The organism is Pseudofrankia sp. DC12 (assembly GCF_000966285.1).
Classification (GTDB): Bacteria; Actinomycetota; Actinomycetes; order Frankiales; family Frankiaceae; genus Pseudofrankia.
The window spans coordinates 5,692,632-5,710,298 of record NZ_KQ031391.1 but is presented as its reverse complement, the minus strand read 5'-3'; the positions used below and the strand labels follow the sequence as shown (position 1 = coordinate 5,710,298).

10 protein-coding genes and 1 pseudogene are annotated in these 17,667 nt (G+C 71.5%); 6 read left to right on the top strand and 5 right to left on the bottom strand.

The window, feature by feature from the left end:
• Nucleotides 1–75: 75 nt before the first annotated feature.
• From FRADC12_RS23000 to FRADC12_RS31670, 3 genes are all read right to left on the bottom strand, one after another.
• Entirely contained in the window at nt 76–2,250 is a 2,175-nt protein-coding gene (locus tag FRADC12_RS23000; protein ID WP_045878188.1) for an MMPL family transporter, read from the bottom strand.
• Nucleotides 2,251–2,738: 488 nt separating this feature from the next.
• Entirely contained in the window at nt 2,739–3,371 is a 633-nt protein-coding gene (locus FRADC12_RS22995) for a DoxX family protein (RefSeq protein ID WP_232303983.1), read from the bottom strand.
• A 37-nt stretch (nt 3,372–3,408) separates the two neighbouring features.
• Nucleotides 3,409–3,996: a transposase gene (locus tag FRADC12_RS31670; RefSeq protein ID WP_232303982.1), complete on the bottom strand. Its 588-nt coding sequence runs from the start codon at nt 3,994–3,996 to the stop codon at nt 3,409–3,411.
• A 16-nt stretch (nt 3,997–4,012) separates the two neighbouring features.
• On the opposite strand from FRADC12_RS31670, the pseudogene FRADC12_RS35115 reads away from it, so the two are divergent.
• Nucleotides 4,013–4,512, top strand: a pseudogene (locus FRADC12_RS35115) (MmyB family transcriptional regulator).
• A gap of 19 nt (nt 4,513–4,531) precedes the next feature.
• Here FRADC12_RS35115 and FRADC12_RS22990 read toward each other — a convergent pair.
• Nucleotides 4,532–5,260, bottom strand: a complete 729-nt coding sequence (locus FRADC12_RS22990) for a DNA alkylation repair protein (protein WP_198153012.1) — start codon at nt 5,258–5,260, stop codon at nt 4,532–4,534.
• Nucleotides 5,261–5,538: 278 nt separating this feature from the next.
• On the opposite strand from FRADC12_RS22990, the gene FRADC12_RS22985 reads away from it, so the two are divergent.
• Nucleotides 5,539–7,806: an MMPL family transporter gene (locus FRADC12_RS22985; RefSeq protein ID WP_045878187.1), complete on the top strand. Its 2,268-nt coding sequence runs from the start codon at nt 5,539–5,541 to the stop codon at nt 7,804–7,806.
• Between the two features lie 290 nt (nt 7,807–8,096).
• On the opposite strand, the gene FRADC12_RS22980 is transcribed toward FRADC12_RS22985, so the two are convergent.
• Nucleotides 8,097–8,537, bottom strand: a complete 441-nt coding sequence (locus tag FRADC12_RS22980) for an NUDIX hydrolase (RefSeq protein ID WP_045878186.1) — start codon at nt 8,535–8,537, stop codon at nt 8,097–8,099.
• Nucleotides 8,538–9,376: 839 nt separating this feature from the next.
• Between FRADC12_RS22980 and FRADC12_RS33420 the strand changes: the two genes are divergently transcribed.
• From FRADC12_RS33420 to FRADC12_RS22960, 4 genes are all read left to right on the top strand, one after another.
• Nucleotides 9,377–10,006 carry a polysaccharide deacetylase family protein gene (locus FRADC12_RS33420; RefSeq protein WP_232303981.1) on the top strand — a complete coding sequence of 210 codons (630 nt, stop codon included), beginning with the start codon at nt 9,377–9,379 and terminating at the stop codon, nt 10,004–10,006.
• Between the two features lie 512 nt (nt 10,007–10,518).
• On the top strand, nt 10,519–12,210 hold the full coding sequence (locus tag FRADC12_RS22970) for a TIGR02677 family protein (protein WP_157489167.1): 1,692 nt from the start codon (nt 10,519–10,521) through the stop codon (nt 12,208–12,210).
• Nucleotides 12,201–13,475: a TIGR02678 family protein gene (locus tag FRADC12_RS22965; RefSeq protein ID WP_045878185.1), complete on the top strand. Its 1,275-nt coding sequence runs from the start codon at nt 12,201–12,203 to the stop codon at nt 13,473–13,475. The genes FRADC12_RS22970 and FRADC12_RS22965 overlap by 10 nt, the downstream gene beginning before the upstream one ends.
• The gene (locus tag FRADC12_RS22960; RefSeq protein WP_232303980.1) at nt 13,472–17,662 is read left to right on the top strand and encodes a TIGR02680 family protein; all 4,191 of its coding nucleotides are present in this window, start codon (nt 13,472–13,474) and stop codon (nt 17,660–17,662) included. Before FRADC12_RS22965 ends, FRADC12_RS22960 begins: the two co-directional genes overlap by 4 nt.
• Nucleotides 17,663–17,667 lie beyond the last annotated feature (5 nt).

The following is a 17,667-nucleotide window of genomic DNA, read 5'->3' as shown; positions in this document are numbered from 1 at the left end:
TTCGAACGGTCGGGCAGCCAGGATGCGCGGTCGGCGCCGGCGGGTGGGCCGGCGCCGACCGCGCGGGGTGACGGGTTACTCGGGGACGTGGGACGGGCTGGTGGCGTCGCGCGGCTCGGGCACGGCCACGTCGGCGGTGGCGACCGGCGGGTGCGACGGCGCGACCCGCAGGACGCGAGCCGCCCAGTCCGGCAGCCACCAGTTCCACCCGCCGAACAGCGAGACGAGCGCGGGCACCAGAACCGACCGGACGATCGTCGCGTCGAGAAGGATGCCGAAGCCGAGCGCCGAGGCGAACGTCTTGAGGTCGGTGCCCGGGCCGGTGGCGAGGGCGAGGAACGCCAGGAACAGGATCAGCGCGGCGCTGGTCACGAGCCGCCCGGTGCGGCCGATTCCTTCGACGACGGCCTCATCCGTGTTCCCCGTCCGGTCGTACTCCTCCCGGATGCGGGACAGGATGAACACCTCGTAGTCCATCGACAGCCCGAACAGGAAGGCGAACACCATCAGCGGGATCCAGAAGGTCACCGCGCCGGTGGCATGCACCCCGAAGACCGCGTTGGACCCGTAGCCGTCCTGCCAGAACAGCACCATGAAGCCGAGAGTCGCGCCGAGGGTGATCAGGTTGAGAACGACCGCCTTGATGGGCAGCAGCACCGATCTGAAGGCACGCGCGAGCAGGACGAACGTCAGCAGCGCGATGATCGTCAGCATCAGTGGGAAGTTGCCGTAGACGGCTTTCAGGAAGTCGATCTGGTCGGCACCGATCCCGGCGACGCCGACGACACCGGGCAGGCTGGCCACCGCTGCCTTGACCTGGCGTACCGGCCCCACAGACGTCGAGTTGACCGTCTCCGCCTTCGGGATCACCACCACGATGCTGTGCCCGGCCGCGGTCTGCGCGGTTCCGGTCGCGACCACGGCGCGGTCGACGCCCGCCACCTTGCCCAGGGCCGTGGCGACCGAGCCCGCCCGTGGAGTGTCGACGAGGACCTCCATCGGGGTCAGGACACCCGTCGTCACGCCACCGTTCTTCAGCTCCTGGAACGTCGTGTTCGCCGCACCGTTCTTGGCCAGCGAATCGGACGAGGCAAGGCCGATCTTGATGCCGAAGAACGAGACCACGAGCAGGCCGAGCGCGAGCATGGCCACTCCGGCCGCGATGAACCGGCGCCGCACCATGGCCTGGGCCCACCTGGTCCAGGACCGCCCGGCCCGGTTCTCGTGCCGGATCTTGGGCCAGTCGGCCCTGGGGCCGATGCCACCGAGGATGGCCGGCGTCAGCGTCAGCGTTGTCAACACACTGGCCAGCGGAATCAGCGCGCCGCCCAGACCGATGCTGCGCATGAACGGCACCGGCAGCACCACGAGCGAAAGCAGGCCGATGGCCACGGTGATACCGCTGAACATCACCGCGTGGCCGGCGGTCTCCATGGCGACGACGACGGCCTCGTGGTTGTCACGGCCGCGGTCACGTTCCTCGCGCCAGCGGGTGACGAGGATGAGCGAGTAGTCGATCGCGACACCGAGGCCGATCAGGGCGACCAGGAACTCCACGATGAACGACACGTCGGTGAGGTAGGTCAGCGGCAGCAGCAGGATGAACGTGGTGAGGATCGCGGCCGCCGCGATGACCAGTGGCAGGAGCGCCAGGAACGAGGCGAAGACGAAGGCGAGCACCGCCAGCGCGCCCAGGGCACCGATGAGCACCTCGGCGAACACGCCGAAGCCGCCACCGCCCGAGTCGCCGACCGCGAGCGCGTCCTCGCCGGTCACCCCGACCGTCGCCCCCGCGGGAGCCGCCGACGTCAACGCCGCCTTGATGTCGGCGGTCGGAAGCTTCGCCGTCGGGTCGTGTAGGAACCGGTAGAAGACCAGGGCATAGGCGGTGCGATCATCCTTGGTCCGGAATGCCTTGTCACCGGTGTTCGCCTCGTCGACCACCCGGGTCTGCGGCACCTGCTGCTGCACGGCGGCGAAGGCCTGCCCGATGGCGGTTTCCTGCCCGGATACGGCCTGGCTCGCCGGCATTGTGATGGTCACCACATAGGGCGCGGTTTTACCGCCCGAGTGGAACTCGGAGTCGATCTGGTTGGCGGTCTCGGTACCCGGTTGCCCAGGCAACGAGAAGTCAATGACAAGGCGGCTGTTGGTCCGTCCGGTCAGCGCGATGCCCGCGACCACGACAACGAGCCAACTAACGAGTACCAGCCGACGATGGTGAAGCACGAACTCTGCGATCCGGCGCACGAGGCTCCCCTGCCTTTGAAGATCACATCAAGCGGTTGAACGCTAGCAGGGAAGACCGACAATCTCGCCGCGGCTCATCGGTCGGTCTGGCGACAGCCCTGGGACAGCAGGGTGAAGGACCTGGTACGGCCCCTCGGCACTGGAGCCACCTCGGGAGTGCCCACCCGTCCCGGCGCCCGATGAGGGCGCGGTGTCGATGAAGGCCCTCTCGGCCGACGCTCGGGGGCTGACAGAAATGGTGAGACGATTCTGACGCGCCGGCTGCGAAGCTACCTGACGCGGAAAGTAGCGGACGCGACGGATCGCGCCGGGATCGCCTGTAGGAGGGGATGATCTGGTCATGACCCAGCCGGAGCGAGCGGAGGTCACCGTGCCGGGTCCCGGTCGGCGCGCTGGAGGGCTACGTTGACCGACCTCGGCCTCGAGGTTCCGTAGCCCTTGCCGCGAGGCTATCCACGCCGGTCGACCCACCACGCCGGTCGACCCTCCTACCTCGTGGGAGGCCGTCCAGGTCGCCGCCCGGACCAGGACCCGGGGTCCTCAGGCTCCCGGCCAGCCGGCTCCCGGCCTGGCGACACGCCGACGGCGCCGCCCACCGTCCGCCTGCCTGCCGGACTCCAGCCTCGGTCCGCGTCCGCCAAGCCCGACACGGCAGCGGCATGACGCAGGCGGGCATCGAACGAGTAGGCGCCAGCACCGACGATCAGCAGAAACAGGCTGCCACACAACTGCGCGAGATCCACTCGGGCTTCGTGGAGGAAGTCCCCCCAGCCGGACTCGTCCTTGAACAGCGCCGAACCGCCCCACAGGACCGGGATCTTGGTAACGATCAGGGCGCACGTCATGTCCACGACCATCGGTATCGCGGCGACCCGGGTCAGCAGCCCGACCAGAAGCAGCGTCCCGCAGACGATCTCGAACACACCGGTGAACGGCGCGAAGAAACCGGGCGCGGGGATGCCGATCTTGTCAAAACGGCCGGTGCCCAGCGTGTGAGGACGCAGGAACTTCAGGATTCCCTCGGTAAGGAACACCAGGCCCACGTAAAGGCGGATGAGAACCGTCGCGGCCGGCGCGTCCGTCGCGACCAGCCAGGTCCGCCGGCCGGCCCGCGGCGTCACCCGAAATTCCTTCCAAGCGGAGTCATACCCGGCCCCCTCACCGTCTTCCGGCACCGGCGCTGGCTGGATGCCACGCCCATCCTGCGCCGACGACGCAGACGGACCCGCCGAGCACCTGGGATTCTCGTCCCCCATCCGCAATCCGCAATCCCGCGTTTCTGGCTCTCCGCGGCTCGGTGGAGGCCGCTGTCAGGTGGTCACTCGATGTGTCCGATGGTTGTAACGGTGTACAGCCAGAGCGGGCGACTGCTCCGAGTGGCGATTTGGCGGCGCGGCGTTGCTGGTTGGTGACGTTCGTGAGGCCGAACGCTGATCGGTAGACCAGCCTGATCAGCCAATCGACGCCCTCGGTGGTGGCGTCTGGCAGGCCGCGCAGGATGGCGTTGGCGATCTCCTCGTGCCAGGTGGAGGTGGCCTCGGCGAGGGCGACGATCTCGGGAACGTTCTCGCCGACGGTGGCGCAGTGGGTGAAGAACCTGGTCAGGGCGCTGCTGACCTGTGGACGAAGGCGTGCCCGGCGCCGACCACCTAGGCGGTGCGCAGCCGTCTCAGCTCTCTCTGCCAGGGGGTAGGTCTTCGCGACCTGTTCGGCGGCCCCCTGTTCGCTGCGCCGCCACGACTGCACGCAGGACCACAACGTCGTGTGGCAGTGGTTCAACGACCCGGCGGTGCGGCGCGCGTACCCGGCTGACGAACAGGGCGACCAGGGCCACCGTCTGGTGGCCGACCTGCGCGCGGCCGTGGCGCGCCGAGGTACGACACCGACGCCACCGCGCTCGTCAACAGGCTCAGCGCCACCAGCGAGGAGTTCGTCGCGCTCTGGCAGCCGCATGAGGTGGCGGTGCCCCGCCACAGCCGGATGCGGGTACAGCACCCGGCGATCGGGCCCATCGTGCTCGACTGCGAGATCCTGCTGACGCCGAGCGAGGACCAGCGGCTGTCGACGACGACCAGCGCCTGCTCGCCCACCTGCCCGCCGACGCGGCGACGGCCGCGGCGCTCGACCGTCTCAACCGCGACCGGCCGCAGCCACTACGCCTCGTCACGAGCTGACCCAGCCCTCATCGGTCGATCTGGCCGGCGTCGAGTCCTACGCCGTGGACGCTGTCCGGGCTTACCCACCACCGCGGCGCATGGCTGAACCTCGCGAGCTCCGCGGGCTACTGGGGCGTGATGTTCTTCAGTGCCTCGCGGCGGGACAGCGGCGACAGGGCGTCGCCGCGTGCGGCGACGAAACGGCGGACCTCGCCTGGGTCCGTCCAGGCGTACTGGCGCAGCGCCCAGCCGATCGCCTTGCGGATGAAGAAGTCCCGGTCGGCGAGGTTGGCGTCGATGCAGGCGTACAGCAGGTCGAGGTCCGTCGCCGCCTTGAAGGACAGCTGACAGATGATCGACGTGCGGCGCCGCCACAGGTCGCTGTCCCGGCTCCAGGCCAGCATCTCGGGACGGACGACGGCCGGGTCGGCGGCGAGCAGCGGCCCGATCCGGCGGGAGGCAATCTCGTCCACGTAGTCCCACCAGGCACCGGTGGTGACCATCTCCTCGTACAGGGCCAGCGTCGTCGATCGCTGGTAGGTGCGGTATGCGCGATGGCCGGTCAAGTCAATTGCCGCATACCTCTCTTCCCGATACTCCGCCCGCCGCCACAGCGCGAGGACGGTGGCCGTCCAGCGGTCCGGGTCCGGAAGCGTCCGTGCGGTGAACACGGGGCGAAGCGCGCGTTCGCGGGCCGGCTTCGGTACTCCGAGGAACGGCATCCGCGACTTCATGTACGCCTGCATACCTGGCGCTTTCGCCGGATCGGCCGCAGCGACGAGCGCCACCCGCACCGCCGCCACCAGGTCGTCGTCGCCCGCCTCGCCGGCCAACCCGGCAACCGTCGTCTCCACGCCCGAGATGCTGCTCCGTGCCTGCCAGTGCGCCGATCGCGGGGGTTCCGCGAGGCGGGCCGGGGGCCTCGGCCCTGACCGGCCCCGTCCCGGTCGGCCAATCCGGACTGGCCAGATTGCGCGCGCGGAGCCGCCTCCCACCGGCGGCAGGATGCTCGTCACTCTTTTCCTTCGAGATGCCGACCAGCCAAAAGCCTGTGTAAAACTGCAGCTGATCCGTATTCGGCCGTCGATGTCCTGTTGTTTCGACGGTTGCCAGACGTTGAGCGGGAGTACTGTTGAGAGGGATCGCGGAGTTCGCCGTCCGTCGCCGATGGCTTGTCGTCGCCGGTTGGGTTGTCTTCGTCATCGCGGTGCAGGGTATTGCCGGCGCGATGGGCGGGGCATCATACAAGGACACGTTCAGCCTCCCCCACACTGAGACCGCTTCAGTGGCGAACCTGCTGAAGAATGCGGGGCTGAACAACCAGAACGGCGCGTCGGGCACAGTCGTCCTCAAGGACCGGACCGGCGCGTTCAGCGGGGCACCCGCGCAGCTGCAGCCAGCTCTGGTCAAGCTGTGCGGCTCGGGTGACCACGTGGCCCTGATCGCGACGCCGTGGCAGTCGATCGACTGCTCGAAGAGCGCCGCGGCGGGCCCGGGGAACCCGACCTTGCTCAACCGTTCCCGTGGCTCCACCACTGCGCTGGTCACGGTGATCTGGGAAAATGACCACTACGACGCCACCCTGTTCAAGAACGTCTACGACGAGCTGAAGACCCTGGGCAGCGACCAGCTCCAGGTCGAGTTCACCGGCGACGCCTTCAACGGCATCGGGCAGAGCGGCGGCTCGGGCAACTCGGTCCTCATCGGGTTCCTCGCCGCACTGATCATCCTGGCGTTCGTGTTCCGTACCGTCGCCGCCACGGTGCTTCCGCTGGCCAGCGCGGTGGTCGCCCTCGTCAGCGGCCTCGGGCTCATCTACATCCTCAGCCACGCCATCAATGTGTCAAACATCACCCCGTACCTGGCCGAGTTGATGGTCATCGGCGTCGGTGTCGACTACGCGCTGTTCATCGTCACGCGACATCGCCGCAACCTGCGGCGCGGAATGCCCGTTGCCGAGTCCATCGTGAACGCGATCAACACGTCGGGCCGCGCCGTACTCTTCGCCGGCTCGACCGTCTGCATCGCCATTCTTGGCCTCATTGCGCTCGGCGTGAGCTTCTTCAACGGCATGGCCGTGGCAACAGCGCTCGCGGTCGGCTTCACCATGATCGCCTCGCTTAGCCTACTACCCGCGCTGCTCAGCCTGTTCGGCCTGAAGGTGCTGCCCAGGCGGCACCGGGCGGCCGTGCGGGCCGGCCAGTTCATCGACGACCAGCCGGTGGGGATCTGGGCCCGGTGGTCGCAGTTCGTCGCCCGCAACCGCATTCCGGTCGCGGTTGTCGCGGGAGCGATGATGGTCGTCATCGCACTGCCGTTCTTCTCGCTCCAGCTGGGCGCCAGCGACCAGGGCAGCGATCCGAAGGGCTCCACCACTCGTTCCGGCTACGACCTGATCGCCAGCAGCTTCGGTGTCGGTTACAACTCGGCCCTGGAAGCCGTCGTCAGTGGCCCGGGCGCCTCGGACCAGGCTTATCTGGAGCGCGTGTCGAAGACGCTGGCCGGCATCCCAGGCATCGACCCAGGCAGCCTGGGCACCAGCCAGCTGACCAAGGACGTCGCGTTCGTCACCTTCAAGACGACCACGTCTCCGCAGTCGGAGAAGACCTACACGCTGGTCCGGCACCTGCGTTCGACCGTTCTCCCGCCGTTGTACGACGGTTCAGGCAACCACATCTATGCCTACGGCGGCACGGCCATCAACGTCGACTTCGCCACGGTGCTCGGACGCAAGATGCCGTTGTTCATCACGGTCGTGGTCGGCCTGTCGTTCATCCTGCTGCTGCTCGCGTTCCGCAGCCTGGTCATCCCGGTGACCGCCGCGGTGATGAACCTGCTGGCCGCGGCCGGCTCCTTCGGCGTGGTCGTGGCGGTCTTCCAGTACGGCTGGCTTTCCGACAGCGTCGGCGCAGGACCAGGCGGGCCGATCGACGCCTGGATGCCGGTCATGATGTTCGCCATCCTGTTCGGCCTGTCGATGGACTATCAGGTGTTCCTGGTCAGTCGCATGCACGAGGAATGGGTGCACACCCGCGACAACAGGCGGTCGGTGACGATCGGCCAGGCCGAGACCGGCGGCATCATCACCGCCGCCGCACTGATCATGATTGCCGTCTTCCTCGGCTTCTTCCTGAGCCCGGGCCGGCCGATCAAGCTTTTTGGCACCGGTCTCGCCACTGCGGTCTTCTTGGACGCGTTCATCCTGCGGACGATGCTCGTGCCCGCGCTGATGAACATCTTCGGCAAGGCCAACTGGTATCTCCCCCGGTGGCTCGACCGGATCACTCCGCATTTCTCCGTGGAACCGGCTGACCAGCCGGTCATCGCGGCTTCCGGCGCCGGCCCGTCCGACGACGACCGTCCGGGGGACGAGCGGGAACTGGTCCGCTCCGCACACTAGAAGAATCAAGCGAGCCGCCATCGAACCGGCGGCCGTGGTACGCAGTCGGCGCCGGCGAACTGGCCGGTGCCGACTGCGTTGTGCTCGCTGTCCTCGCCGTCGCCGTGGCGCTAGCCTCCGGCTGCCGTACCGGCGACGGCCCGGCGGGGGCATCCCAGCCGACTCCGGCTGCCAGCCGGAGCACCGCGGCCGCCGCCGGTTCCGACGCGGCGTTCTGCCCCCTCGCGCGGGCGAAAGGGGCCGCGAACCTAGACCAGCCCGGTCGACGGTTGGCCAGCCAGGCACCGGGTTCAGCCGAGCTGATCGATGAGGTCGGCGAGGTTCGGGGGCCAGACGGGTTCGGTCAGGCGGCGGATCTGCTCCGGTCTCTTCCACGCTCGCAGCACGATGCCGTCGGCAGGGTCCGCCAGGGACCGGGGCAGATCGAGGGCGGTGGTCCGGGCCAGGTAGTAGGTCTCGTGCTGAGTGACAAGCCCGTCCGCGAAGCGGAAGCGGTGGCGCCAATGCCAAAGCTCGTCGCCGGGCAGGTCGTCGCGTCCCGTCTCCTCGGCGAGTTCGCGCCGCGCCGCGGCACGCGGGTCCTCTCCGGGTTCTATCCCGCCGCCCGGGCAGGCCCAGTGCGGTTCGTGCGGCCTGTCATGGAGTTGGAGAAGCACCGCGCCGTCGGCATGCAGGAGCACGACCCGTGCGGCGAGGCGGACGATGGGTTCGCCGGTGTGACGTTCGGTCATAGCTCCATCGTCGTGTCGACGCGTCGTGCCGAGGCGAGAACCACCGGGCGAGCGGCGGGGTCGCTCAGCGGCGGCTCCGCCTCACGTTCGACACGTCACGACGCAGGTCGGCCACGCTTGGAATACCCCGGGTAGGGGACAGCGCGTGACGATGACCACAGGCCGGCCGCCGGTCTCACTGTGGGCGAAGGGGAGATGCACACAGTCAGCGACCGGGGGCACCTCTGGCGACGCTAGGTGTTTGCCCGGAGTACAGAGCGCTGTCTATCGTGGGTGCCGTTCCGGTCGGCGGCACGAACCCGCCCGGGCACGAATGCCGGGCCGACATCGAGTTCTGCCCACGGTTCCGGCACCTGTCATCTTCTCTGTTCGCGGGGCAGAAGCGGAACGATCTCAGGCGTTCGTCCGGCTGGTGCCACCGAGCGCCTTCATCGCTGGCACAACAAGCCGGCCGCACTTTCATGCGCCGGGCTGCCGGGATTCCGCAGGTGTCGTGGGAAAGCATTTCTTTGTCGCTCCGCGCCAAGACCACCCCGTCCAACCAGCCTGAAGGCACGCCGCCCACCGATGGCCGGACAAGCGGACTCCGAGCGAGGACCTGGTGGCGTGATCGGTCACCGGAGACGGCCCGTGACCGGGGCGAACGCGACATCCGATCCCGCGTGCTGGTCTGGGCCGTGGCGGGTGCGGTCGGGTTGACGTCGGCGGGAGTGCTGGAGACCGCGCGCCCGGCCCTGGCGTCCGAGTCCCCGAGGGCAACGCGGAGTCCAGCGGCGCAGCAGGCCCCGGCCGCGCACCCGACACCGGCGACACGGCCAGCAGCGGCGGCGTCAGCGGCCGTGCGGAAGCGACCGGTCTACACCGTGCACCAGATCCTTCCGCACGCTCCGGCCAACGCGGTCGCGCTGACCATCGACGACGGGCCGGACCCCACCTGGACACCGCGCATGCTCGCGTTGCTGCGGAAGTACAACGTCCGTGCGACCTTCTGCCTCATCGGCAGGCAGGCACAGGCCCACCCGGATCTCGTCCGGCGGATCGTCGCCGATGGCCACGCGATCTGTAACCACAGCATGACGCATCCGCTGCCGTTCTCGCACCGGTCCGCAGCCGCGATCGGGCAGGAGATCGACCAGGCCCAGTCCGTGATCACGAAGGCCGCAGGCACCGCGCCGCGCCTGTTCCGCGCACCGGGCGGCGACTTCCCGCCGGCCGCGTTCGCGACGGCGGCCAAGAACGGCCTGACCCCGATCGCCTGGAACGTCGACCCCGCGGACTGGTCTCGCCCCGGCACCCAGAAGATCGTCGCGAGCCTCCTCGCGACGAGGCCGGGCGACATCCTGCTCTGCCACGACGGCGACGGGAACCGGCGCGGGGACAGCGGTACGGACCGCTCGGAGACGGTGCAGGCCCTCGCAACGGTCCTGCCTCAGCTGAAGAGCAGGGGCTACACGTTCGTGACCCTGTAACCGGCGGCCGGCGCGCCGAGGTCTGTGGCGGCAGCCGGGTGGGATTCCGCCCCCCTTCCCGGAAAGACGCTGGCGCGGCTCACGCTCGGCGCAGTTGCCACCGCTCGCCCCTCGACCTGCCGGCACGAGAACTGTCTGCTCATGCACTGTCGTAGCCAACGGTACCAGACCGTGATCGAATGCGTACAACTGACCTGCTCGAGCGGCCGCGGCGCCGACAGTCGCTGCCGGCCGCCATTGGGATGCCCGAGTCGAGCGGATCGGATCGCTTCGTCGGCGTGCTCGACGTCATCGTCGGGCTGGACCGTCACCTCAAAACTGGCTCTGCTCGTGCTCCCCTCCCCCCGCCGGCCATGACCGGTCCGGCGCCGCTCGTGAGCCGCCGACTGTGGCTGCCGGGCTGACCAGTCGCACGTTCTCGCCGCCAGTAGCCGTTTGATGACTGAACCGCCCTCCGGGTTGTCGGGCCTTGTCGGGATACTGGACCGATGGCCAACCAAGGGGAAGCTGAGATGCCGGCTACCGGCGGTGTCGCGCCGGGCCCGTCCGCCAATCCTGCGCCGTTCGCGCACCTCGGCGCGCCCAACGCCACGCTTTACCGGGACGTGTTGACCGCCTTCGCCCGTGCGCGGGACCGCTTCATCGTCCATCTGCGGCCCGAGGACGTCAGCGCGGATGTCGGTGGCGCCGTGCTGGCCGAGTCGATGACGGCTGTGCTCGACCAGCTCGCCGAGTGGGGCAACCTGCGTCGTGACCCGGACACGGGCCGGGTCACGACCGTGGCGGACTTCCACCGGGCGCGCTACCTGTACCAGCTGACGCCGGCCGGACAGGCGGCCGAGGAGGCTATCGCGGTCTACGAGCAGGCGATCGGCCGGCGCGGTGCCCTGCAGTCCGTCGCCCTGGCGGACATCGCCTCGCAGCTGCGGGCGCTGCTAGAGCTGGCCTCGGCCGACCGGTCGACGCTGGACCCGGCCAAGGTTCATCTGCTGGTGCTCGGGCTCGCCGAGCGGTTCACCGGCCTGGCCGACAACGCGCAGGCCTTCATGGCGTCACTACGCCGCGTGATCGACTTTTCGGACGGCGACGTCGACGCGTTCGTCGCCTACAAGCAGCGGCTCATCGACTACATCAACCGGTTCATCGCCGACCTGGCGAACCGCGGCGCGGAGATCGCCACCCTGCTGGGCCACCTGGAACAGGCCGACGTCACCCCGCTGCTGCTCGTCGTCGCCCGCCGAGAGGCGAGCGACGCCCTGCCGGACCCGCTTCCTGGCGAGCAGGAGCCGACCGGAGCGAGTGCCGTCCCCGGGTCGGCCTACGACGCGGCCGTCGAGGCGGCGCTGGCCGGCTGGCGCAACCGGTGGCGCGGCCTGCGGGACTGGTTCGTCTCGGGTGCCGGTCATCCCTCGCAGGCCCGGCTGCTGCGGGGCGCGGCCGTCACGGCGATCACCCAGCTCATCGACACCGTGGCCGCGCTCAACGAGCGGCGCTCCGGCCGGTCCGACCGGTCGGCGGATTTTCGTACGCTCGCGCGCTGGTTCGCCCAGGCGCCGGACGACGCGGCGGCGCACCGGCTGTGGCGGGCCGCGTTCGGGCTCTCCCCGGCTCGGCACCTGACGGTCACGCAGGAGACGATCACCGCCTGGGAGGCCGAGACTCCGGCGCCGGGCACACCCTGGCGGGAGGCGCCGCCGGTGCGGATCAGCCCACAGCTGCGCCGGACCGGCTCCTACGAGCGGCGTGGGAGCCCCAACCGGGTCGCCGACCGGGCGGCGCAGCGCCAGCTACTGGAGCAGTACGCGGCCGCGGAGGCCGAGCAGGCCGCGGCCGCCCGCGCCCGGCTGGCCACCGACCGGCCGGTCCTGCTCTCCGAGCTCGGCGCCCTGGACCGTCATGCGTTCCGCCTGTTCCTCAGCCTGCTCGGCGATGCCCTCTCCGCGCGTCTTCCCGGCGACGACGAGGTGACGACGACGTCGAGCGACGGCACGATCCTCGTCCGGTTGTCCGTGGTACCGGACGGCGGCGTCGTGACCGTCGAGACCGAGGACGGAACGCTGCGTGGCCCGCAGCACGTCGTGGAGATCGTCGATCTCGCGGCCGCCGTGGTCCCACCCCAGCGGGTGGGTCCCGGCCGCCACCCGCCGTCGCCGTCGCGCGACGAGCGGGAACCCGTCGGAGCAGGAAATCGACCATGGAGCTAGAGCCGCGCGAGGCCGAGAACCGCGCCGCGCGACGCCGGGCACTGCGCGCGCTGCTGGCCGGGCCGCTGCGCACCGCCGGCGCCGACGACGAGGTGCTGCGGCTGATCCGACGGCACGCGACCGAGCTGCGAGAGTGGCTCGCGTCCGAGACCGGCTGGCGCCTGGTCGTCGGCGCGGACTCCGCCCGGCTGTTCAAGACCGTCGCGACCACCTCGGAAGCCACCTACCCGGCCAGGGACGGCAAGGGCAAGGCGCCCTTCGGCCGGCGCCGCTATGTGCTGCTGTGCCTGGCGCTGTCGGTGCTGGAGGCGGCCGACGCCCAGATCACCCTCGGCCGGCTGGCCGAGGGGGTGCTGGTCGCGGCGAGCGACCCGGAGCTCACCGCGGCGGGAGTCACCTTCACCCTGGGCCGCCGCGACGAACGCTCGGATCTGGTCGCGGTCGTGCGGCTGCTGCTCTCGCTCGGCGTGCTCGAGCGGGTCGCGGGCGACGAGGACGCCTACCTGTCCAACAGCGGCGACGCGCTGTACGACGTGCACCGCCGGGTGCTCGGGTCGATGCTGACCGGCACCCGCGGGCCGTCGACCATCGACGCGGCCGCCTTCGACACCAGGCTGGCCGAGCTCACCGCCGAGCCGGTGCCCGACACCGACGACCTGCGCAACCGGGCGCTGCGCCAGCGGCTGACCCGCCGGCTGCTGGACGAGCCGGTGGTCTACTACGACGAGCTCGCCGACGACGAGCGCGCCTACCTGGCCGGCCAGCGCCACGCGATCACCCGGCGGATCGAGGATGCCACCGGGCTGGTCACGGAGATGCGGGCCGAGGGAATCGCGATGGTCGACCCCGATGACGAGCTCACCGACGTGCGGATGCCCGAACAGCGCACCGACGGCCACCTCACTCTCCTCGTCGCCGAGTACCTGGCCGAGCGCGCCGGCGCCGGCCAGCCGGTGCCGCTCAGCCGGCTGCGCGCCTATGTCCGCCAACAGGCCGCCGAGCACGCCTCGTACTGGCGGCGCGGCGTCACCGAGCCCGGCGCGGACGCCGAGCTTCTCGCGACCGCGCTCGAGAAGCTGCGCGCACTGCGTCTGGTGGCCGACGCGCCCGCCGAGCCGGACGAGCCGCCCGCGGTCCTCGCCCGGCCGGCGATCGCGCGGTACGCCGTCGACGCGCCGACGATCAGGGACCGCCAGACCGACGCCGCGCCTGTCGGCGCCAGCCGCCGGGCCAGGGCCGCGAAGAACCGGGGAGACCGTCGGTGAGCAACACGGCGCAGGCACTGACCAGCCCCGCCGCGGGCGGGGTGCCAGCCAATGGCGTGGGCCCGACGCTGCCACCGGTCCCGCGCCGGGACCGGTGGCAGCCGCTCCGTGCCGGGCTGGTGGACCTCTTTTACTACGACGTGGAGGAGTTTCACTTCTACGACGGGCGGCTGCTGCTGCGCGGCAACAACGGCACCGGCAAGTCGAAGGTGCTCGCGCTGACGCTGCCGTTCCTGCTCGACGGGGAGCTTGCCCCGCACCGGGTCGAGCCCGACGGCGACCGCAACAAGCGGATGGAGTGGAACCTGCTGCTCGGCGGCCGGCACCCGCACCCGGAACGGCTCGGTTACACCTGGCTCGAGTTCGGCCGGGTCGGCGCGGATGGTGCGCCCGAGTACCGCACGATCGGGGCCGGGCTGAAGGCGGTCGCCGGCCGTGGGATCGCCCGTCACTGGTTCTTCGTCACGAGCCGGCGGGTCGGCGCCGACTTCACCCTCGTCGGCCCGACCCGGGTGGCACTGACCAGGGACAAGCTCAAGGAGGTCGTCGAGGGCCACGGGCAGGTGTACGACACTGCGTCCGACTATCGGCGAGCCGTCGACGAGGCGCTGTTCGGCCTCGGGCCGCAGCGCTACGAGACGCTGGTGAACCTGCTCATCCAGCTCCGCCAGCCGCAGCTGTCCAAGAAGCCGGACGAGAAGCTGCTGTCCCGGGCGCTGACCGAGGCGCTCGCGCCACTGGACCCGGCCCTGGTGACCACGGTCGCCGAGGCGTTCCGCGGGCTGGACGAGGAGCGGGAGGTGCTGCGCGCGCTCACCGAGGCCCAGGCCGCGACGCAGGCATTCCTCACCCACTACGGCCGCTACGCCCAGATCGCGGCGAAGCGCTTCGCCGCACCGCCGCGCCAGGCGCACAGCCGCTACGAGCAGCACGGCCGCGAGCTGGCCGAGGCGGAGACCGCCCGCGAGCGCGCGCAGGAGGCGCTGGACTCCGCGGTCACGCGGCTGGAGGCGCTCGCGCGGGAAGCCGAACAGCTCGCGGCCCGGCGTGAGGCCCTGAGCGACAGCCCGGAGATGCGCGACGCCAAGGCGCTGGGCTTCGCCGAGCAGGAGGCCGGCCGGCTCGCCCGGTTCGCGGCGCAGCGCGCGCGGGACAGCCAGCAGGCCGCCCAGGCCGTCGAGAGCTGGCGTGCCCAGGTCGCCGACGCCCAGAGCGCGGTCCACGGCGACGAGGTGTCGTTCGCCGCCGTCGCCGATGACGCCGCCCGCTCCGCCGGCGCCGCCCTGGCCGGCGACCGGCACGCCCGCGTGCTGCGCGAGCTGGAACGGGAGGCGCCGCCGTATCCGGACGCGCGCCGCGCGGCCGACGCGATCCTCACCGACCAGCAGCGGGCCGTGTCGAGCCTGGAGGGACTGCTCGGCACGGCGGCGGCGGTCGCGGCGGCGGCAGTCGCCGCCAGGGTCGCGCTGGACCGGATCATCGGCGAGCAGCAGGCGGTCGCCGCCCGCATCGCGGCGGCCGACGACCAGGTCACCCAGCGCGGCGACCAGCTGCTGGAGGCGGCCGCCGCCTACCTGCGCCGCTGTCTGCACCTGCGGCTGCCGGACCAGGACGTGACGCTGGCCGCCCTCGCCGACTGGGTGGACGCTCCTGACGGCCGCAGCCCGCTGGTGACGGCCGTCGACGAGGCGGCCCGGGACGCGACCGCGGCGCTCGGCCGCCGGCAGGCCGAGGCCGAGACCGAGACCGAGACCACGCGGACCGAGCTCGCGGCGCTGACCGAGGAGATCGACCGGCTGGTCGCCGGCGGCCACGACGCGCCGCCCACGCCGTACACCCGCGCGGCGCCGGCCCGCACGGGTCGCCCTGGCGCGCCGCTGTGGAAGGCGGTGGACTTCGCGGACGGGGTGCCCGCCGAGCACCGGGCCGGCATCGAGGCCGCGCTGGAGGCGGCTGGCATCCTCGACGCCTGGGTCAGCCCCGGCGGCCAGCTGCGCGACGCGGTCACCGACGACGTGCTCGTCGCGGCCGACCGCCCGGCGGCGGGCCGCACTCTCGCGACGGTGCTCGTGCCGGCGGTCGACCGCGCCGACCAGTCGGCCGCGGCGCTCGACGACGCTGTCCTGGCGCGGGTTCTCGCGGCGATCGGCCTGGACGACGACGACGGGGCCACCTGGGTCGGTGTCGACGGCCGCTTCCGCAACGGGGTGCTGGCCGGCTCGTGGCACAAGCCCGCCGCGACCTACCTCGGCGAGGGTGCGCGGGAAGCGGCCCGGCGGGAGCGGCTGGTCCGGCTGCGCGCCGAGGCGGACGGCCTGCGCGAGCGTCTGGCCACCCTTGCCGCGGCGGTGGCCGGCCTCGCCGACCAGCAGCGCGCGCTCGCCGCGGAGCACGGGCAGCTGCCGGCCGACACGGCACTTCGGGACGCCCACGCAGCCCTCGCCCACGAGCACGCCGCACGCCGACGCGTCGATCTCGAACACGAGCAGGCGGTCACCGTCCTTGGCCAGCGCCGAGCCGAAGCGGAGCAGGCACACGCCCTAGCGGTGGAGTTCGCGGGCGACGTCGGGCTACCCATCGACGAGGCAGCGCTCGCGCTCGTGCGCGCGGCCCTCGGTGACTACCGCGCGGCGCTCGCCGGACTGTGGCCGGCGGCGCAGGCGCTCGCCCGGTCCCACCAGACGCAGGACAGGGCCACCGCCGAGCTCGACGACGCGGCCAGCCGGCACACCGCTGCTCTCGAGGACCAGGCCGAAGCCGCGGCGCAGGCCGAGGCCGCCGCCGAACGGCACCGTGTGCTGGTCGAGAACTCCGGCGCCGCCGTCGACGAGCTGCACCGCAGACTCGCCGCCGTCGACGCCGGCCTTGCCACCTGCGGCCGGGAGGAGAAGGCGGCCCGGGCGGCCGAGCGCGCCGCGCTCGGCGAACGGGGCCAGGCGCAGGGCCGCCGGGAGGCCCTGGCCGCCTCCATCGCGCAGGCCGCCGCCGATCGGGAGGCCGCCGTCGACCGGCTGCGGGCGTTCGCCGCGACCGGGCTGCTCGCGGTCGCGGTCCCGGAGCTGGAGATCCCCGACCCGGCGGTGTCCTGGGTCCCCAGCCCGGCGATCACACTCGCCCGGGCCGTCAACGCCGCGCTCGACGGCGTCGACGAGGCCGACCGCCGTTGGGAGCTCGTCCAGCAGCGGGTGTCAGCCGAACACAAGATCCTCACCGACGCGTTGTCCCGCCATGGCCACACGGTCGGGATGGTCGTCACCGACGGTGTGATCGTCGTCGATGTGCTCTTCCAGGGCCGTCGACAGGACGTCCCCGCGCTGGTCGCGGCGCTCGCCGCCGAGACCGAGCAGCGAGCGCTGCTGCTCTCGGCGAAGGAACGCGAGATCCTGGAGAACCATCTGGTCAACGAGGTGGCCGGCGCGTTGCAGGAGCTGATCAGCGCCGCCGAGGAGCAGGTCCGCCAGATCAACGCCGCGCTGGAGACCCGGCCGACCTCGACCGGGATGCGGCTGCGGCTGCAGTGGCGGACCGCCCGCACCGCGCCCGACGGGCTGGGGCCGGTCCGCGACCGGCTGCTGCGCCAGACCACCGACGCGTGGAGCGCCGCCGACCGGGCGGCGGTCGGCGCGTTCCTCCAGGAGGAGATCAGCCGGGAGCACAGCGCCGACACCACCGGCGGCTGGGCCGAGCAGCTGACCCGCGCCCTCGACTACCGGCACTGGCACGAGTTCGCCGTCCAGCGTTTCCAGGACGGGGTGTGGCGCCCGGCGACCGGTCCGGCGTCCGGCGGCGAGCGGGTGCTCGCCGCCTCGGTGCCGCTGTTCGCCGCCGCGTCCTCGTTCTACGACTCGGCCGGCGGACAGCGGGCGCCGCGCCTGATCGCGCTGGACGAGGCCTTCGCGGGCGTCGACGACGACTCCCGCGCCAAATGCCTCGGCCTACTGGCCGCGTTCGACCTGGACGTCGTCATGACGAGCGAACGCGAGTGGGGCTGCTACCCGGAGGTGCCCGGCCTGGCGATCGCCCAGCTCTCCCGCCGCGACGGCGTCGACGCGGTGCTCGTCACCCCCTGGCGCTGGGACGGTCAGGCCCGGTCCCGCCTGGAGCGGCCGGTGCCGCACCTCCCGCAGGCACCGCGAACCGCGCAGGACGCTCCGCCTGACGCCGCCGCCCTGCTTCCGTTCGACTGATGGGC

Coding starts and splice junctions, on each gene's coding strand:
- FRADC12_RS22980 (WP_045878186.1), bottom strand. CDS start 8,537: ATGACCGAACGTCACACCGGCGAACCCATCGTCCGCCTCGCCGCACGG.
- FRADC12_RS22970 (WP_157489167.1), top strand. CDS start 10,519: ATGCCGGCTACCGGCGGTGTCGCGCCGGGCCCGTCCGCCAATCCTGCG.
- FRADC12_RS22965 (WP_045878185.1), top strand. CDS start 12,201: ATGGAGCTAGAGCCGCGCGAGGCCGAGAACCGCGCCGCGCGACGCCGG.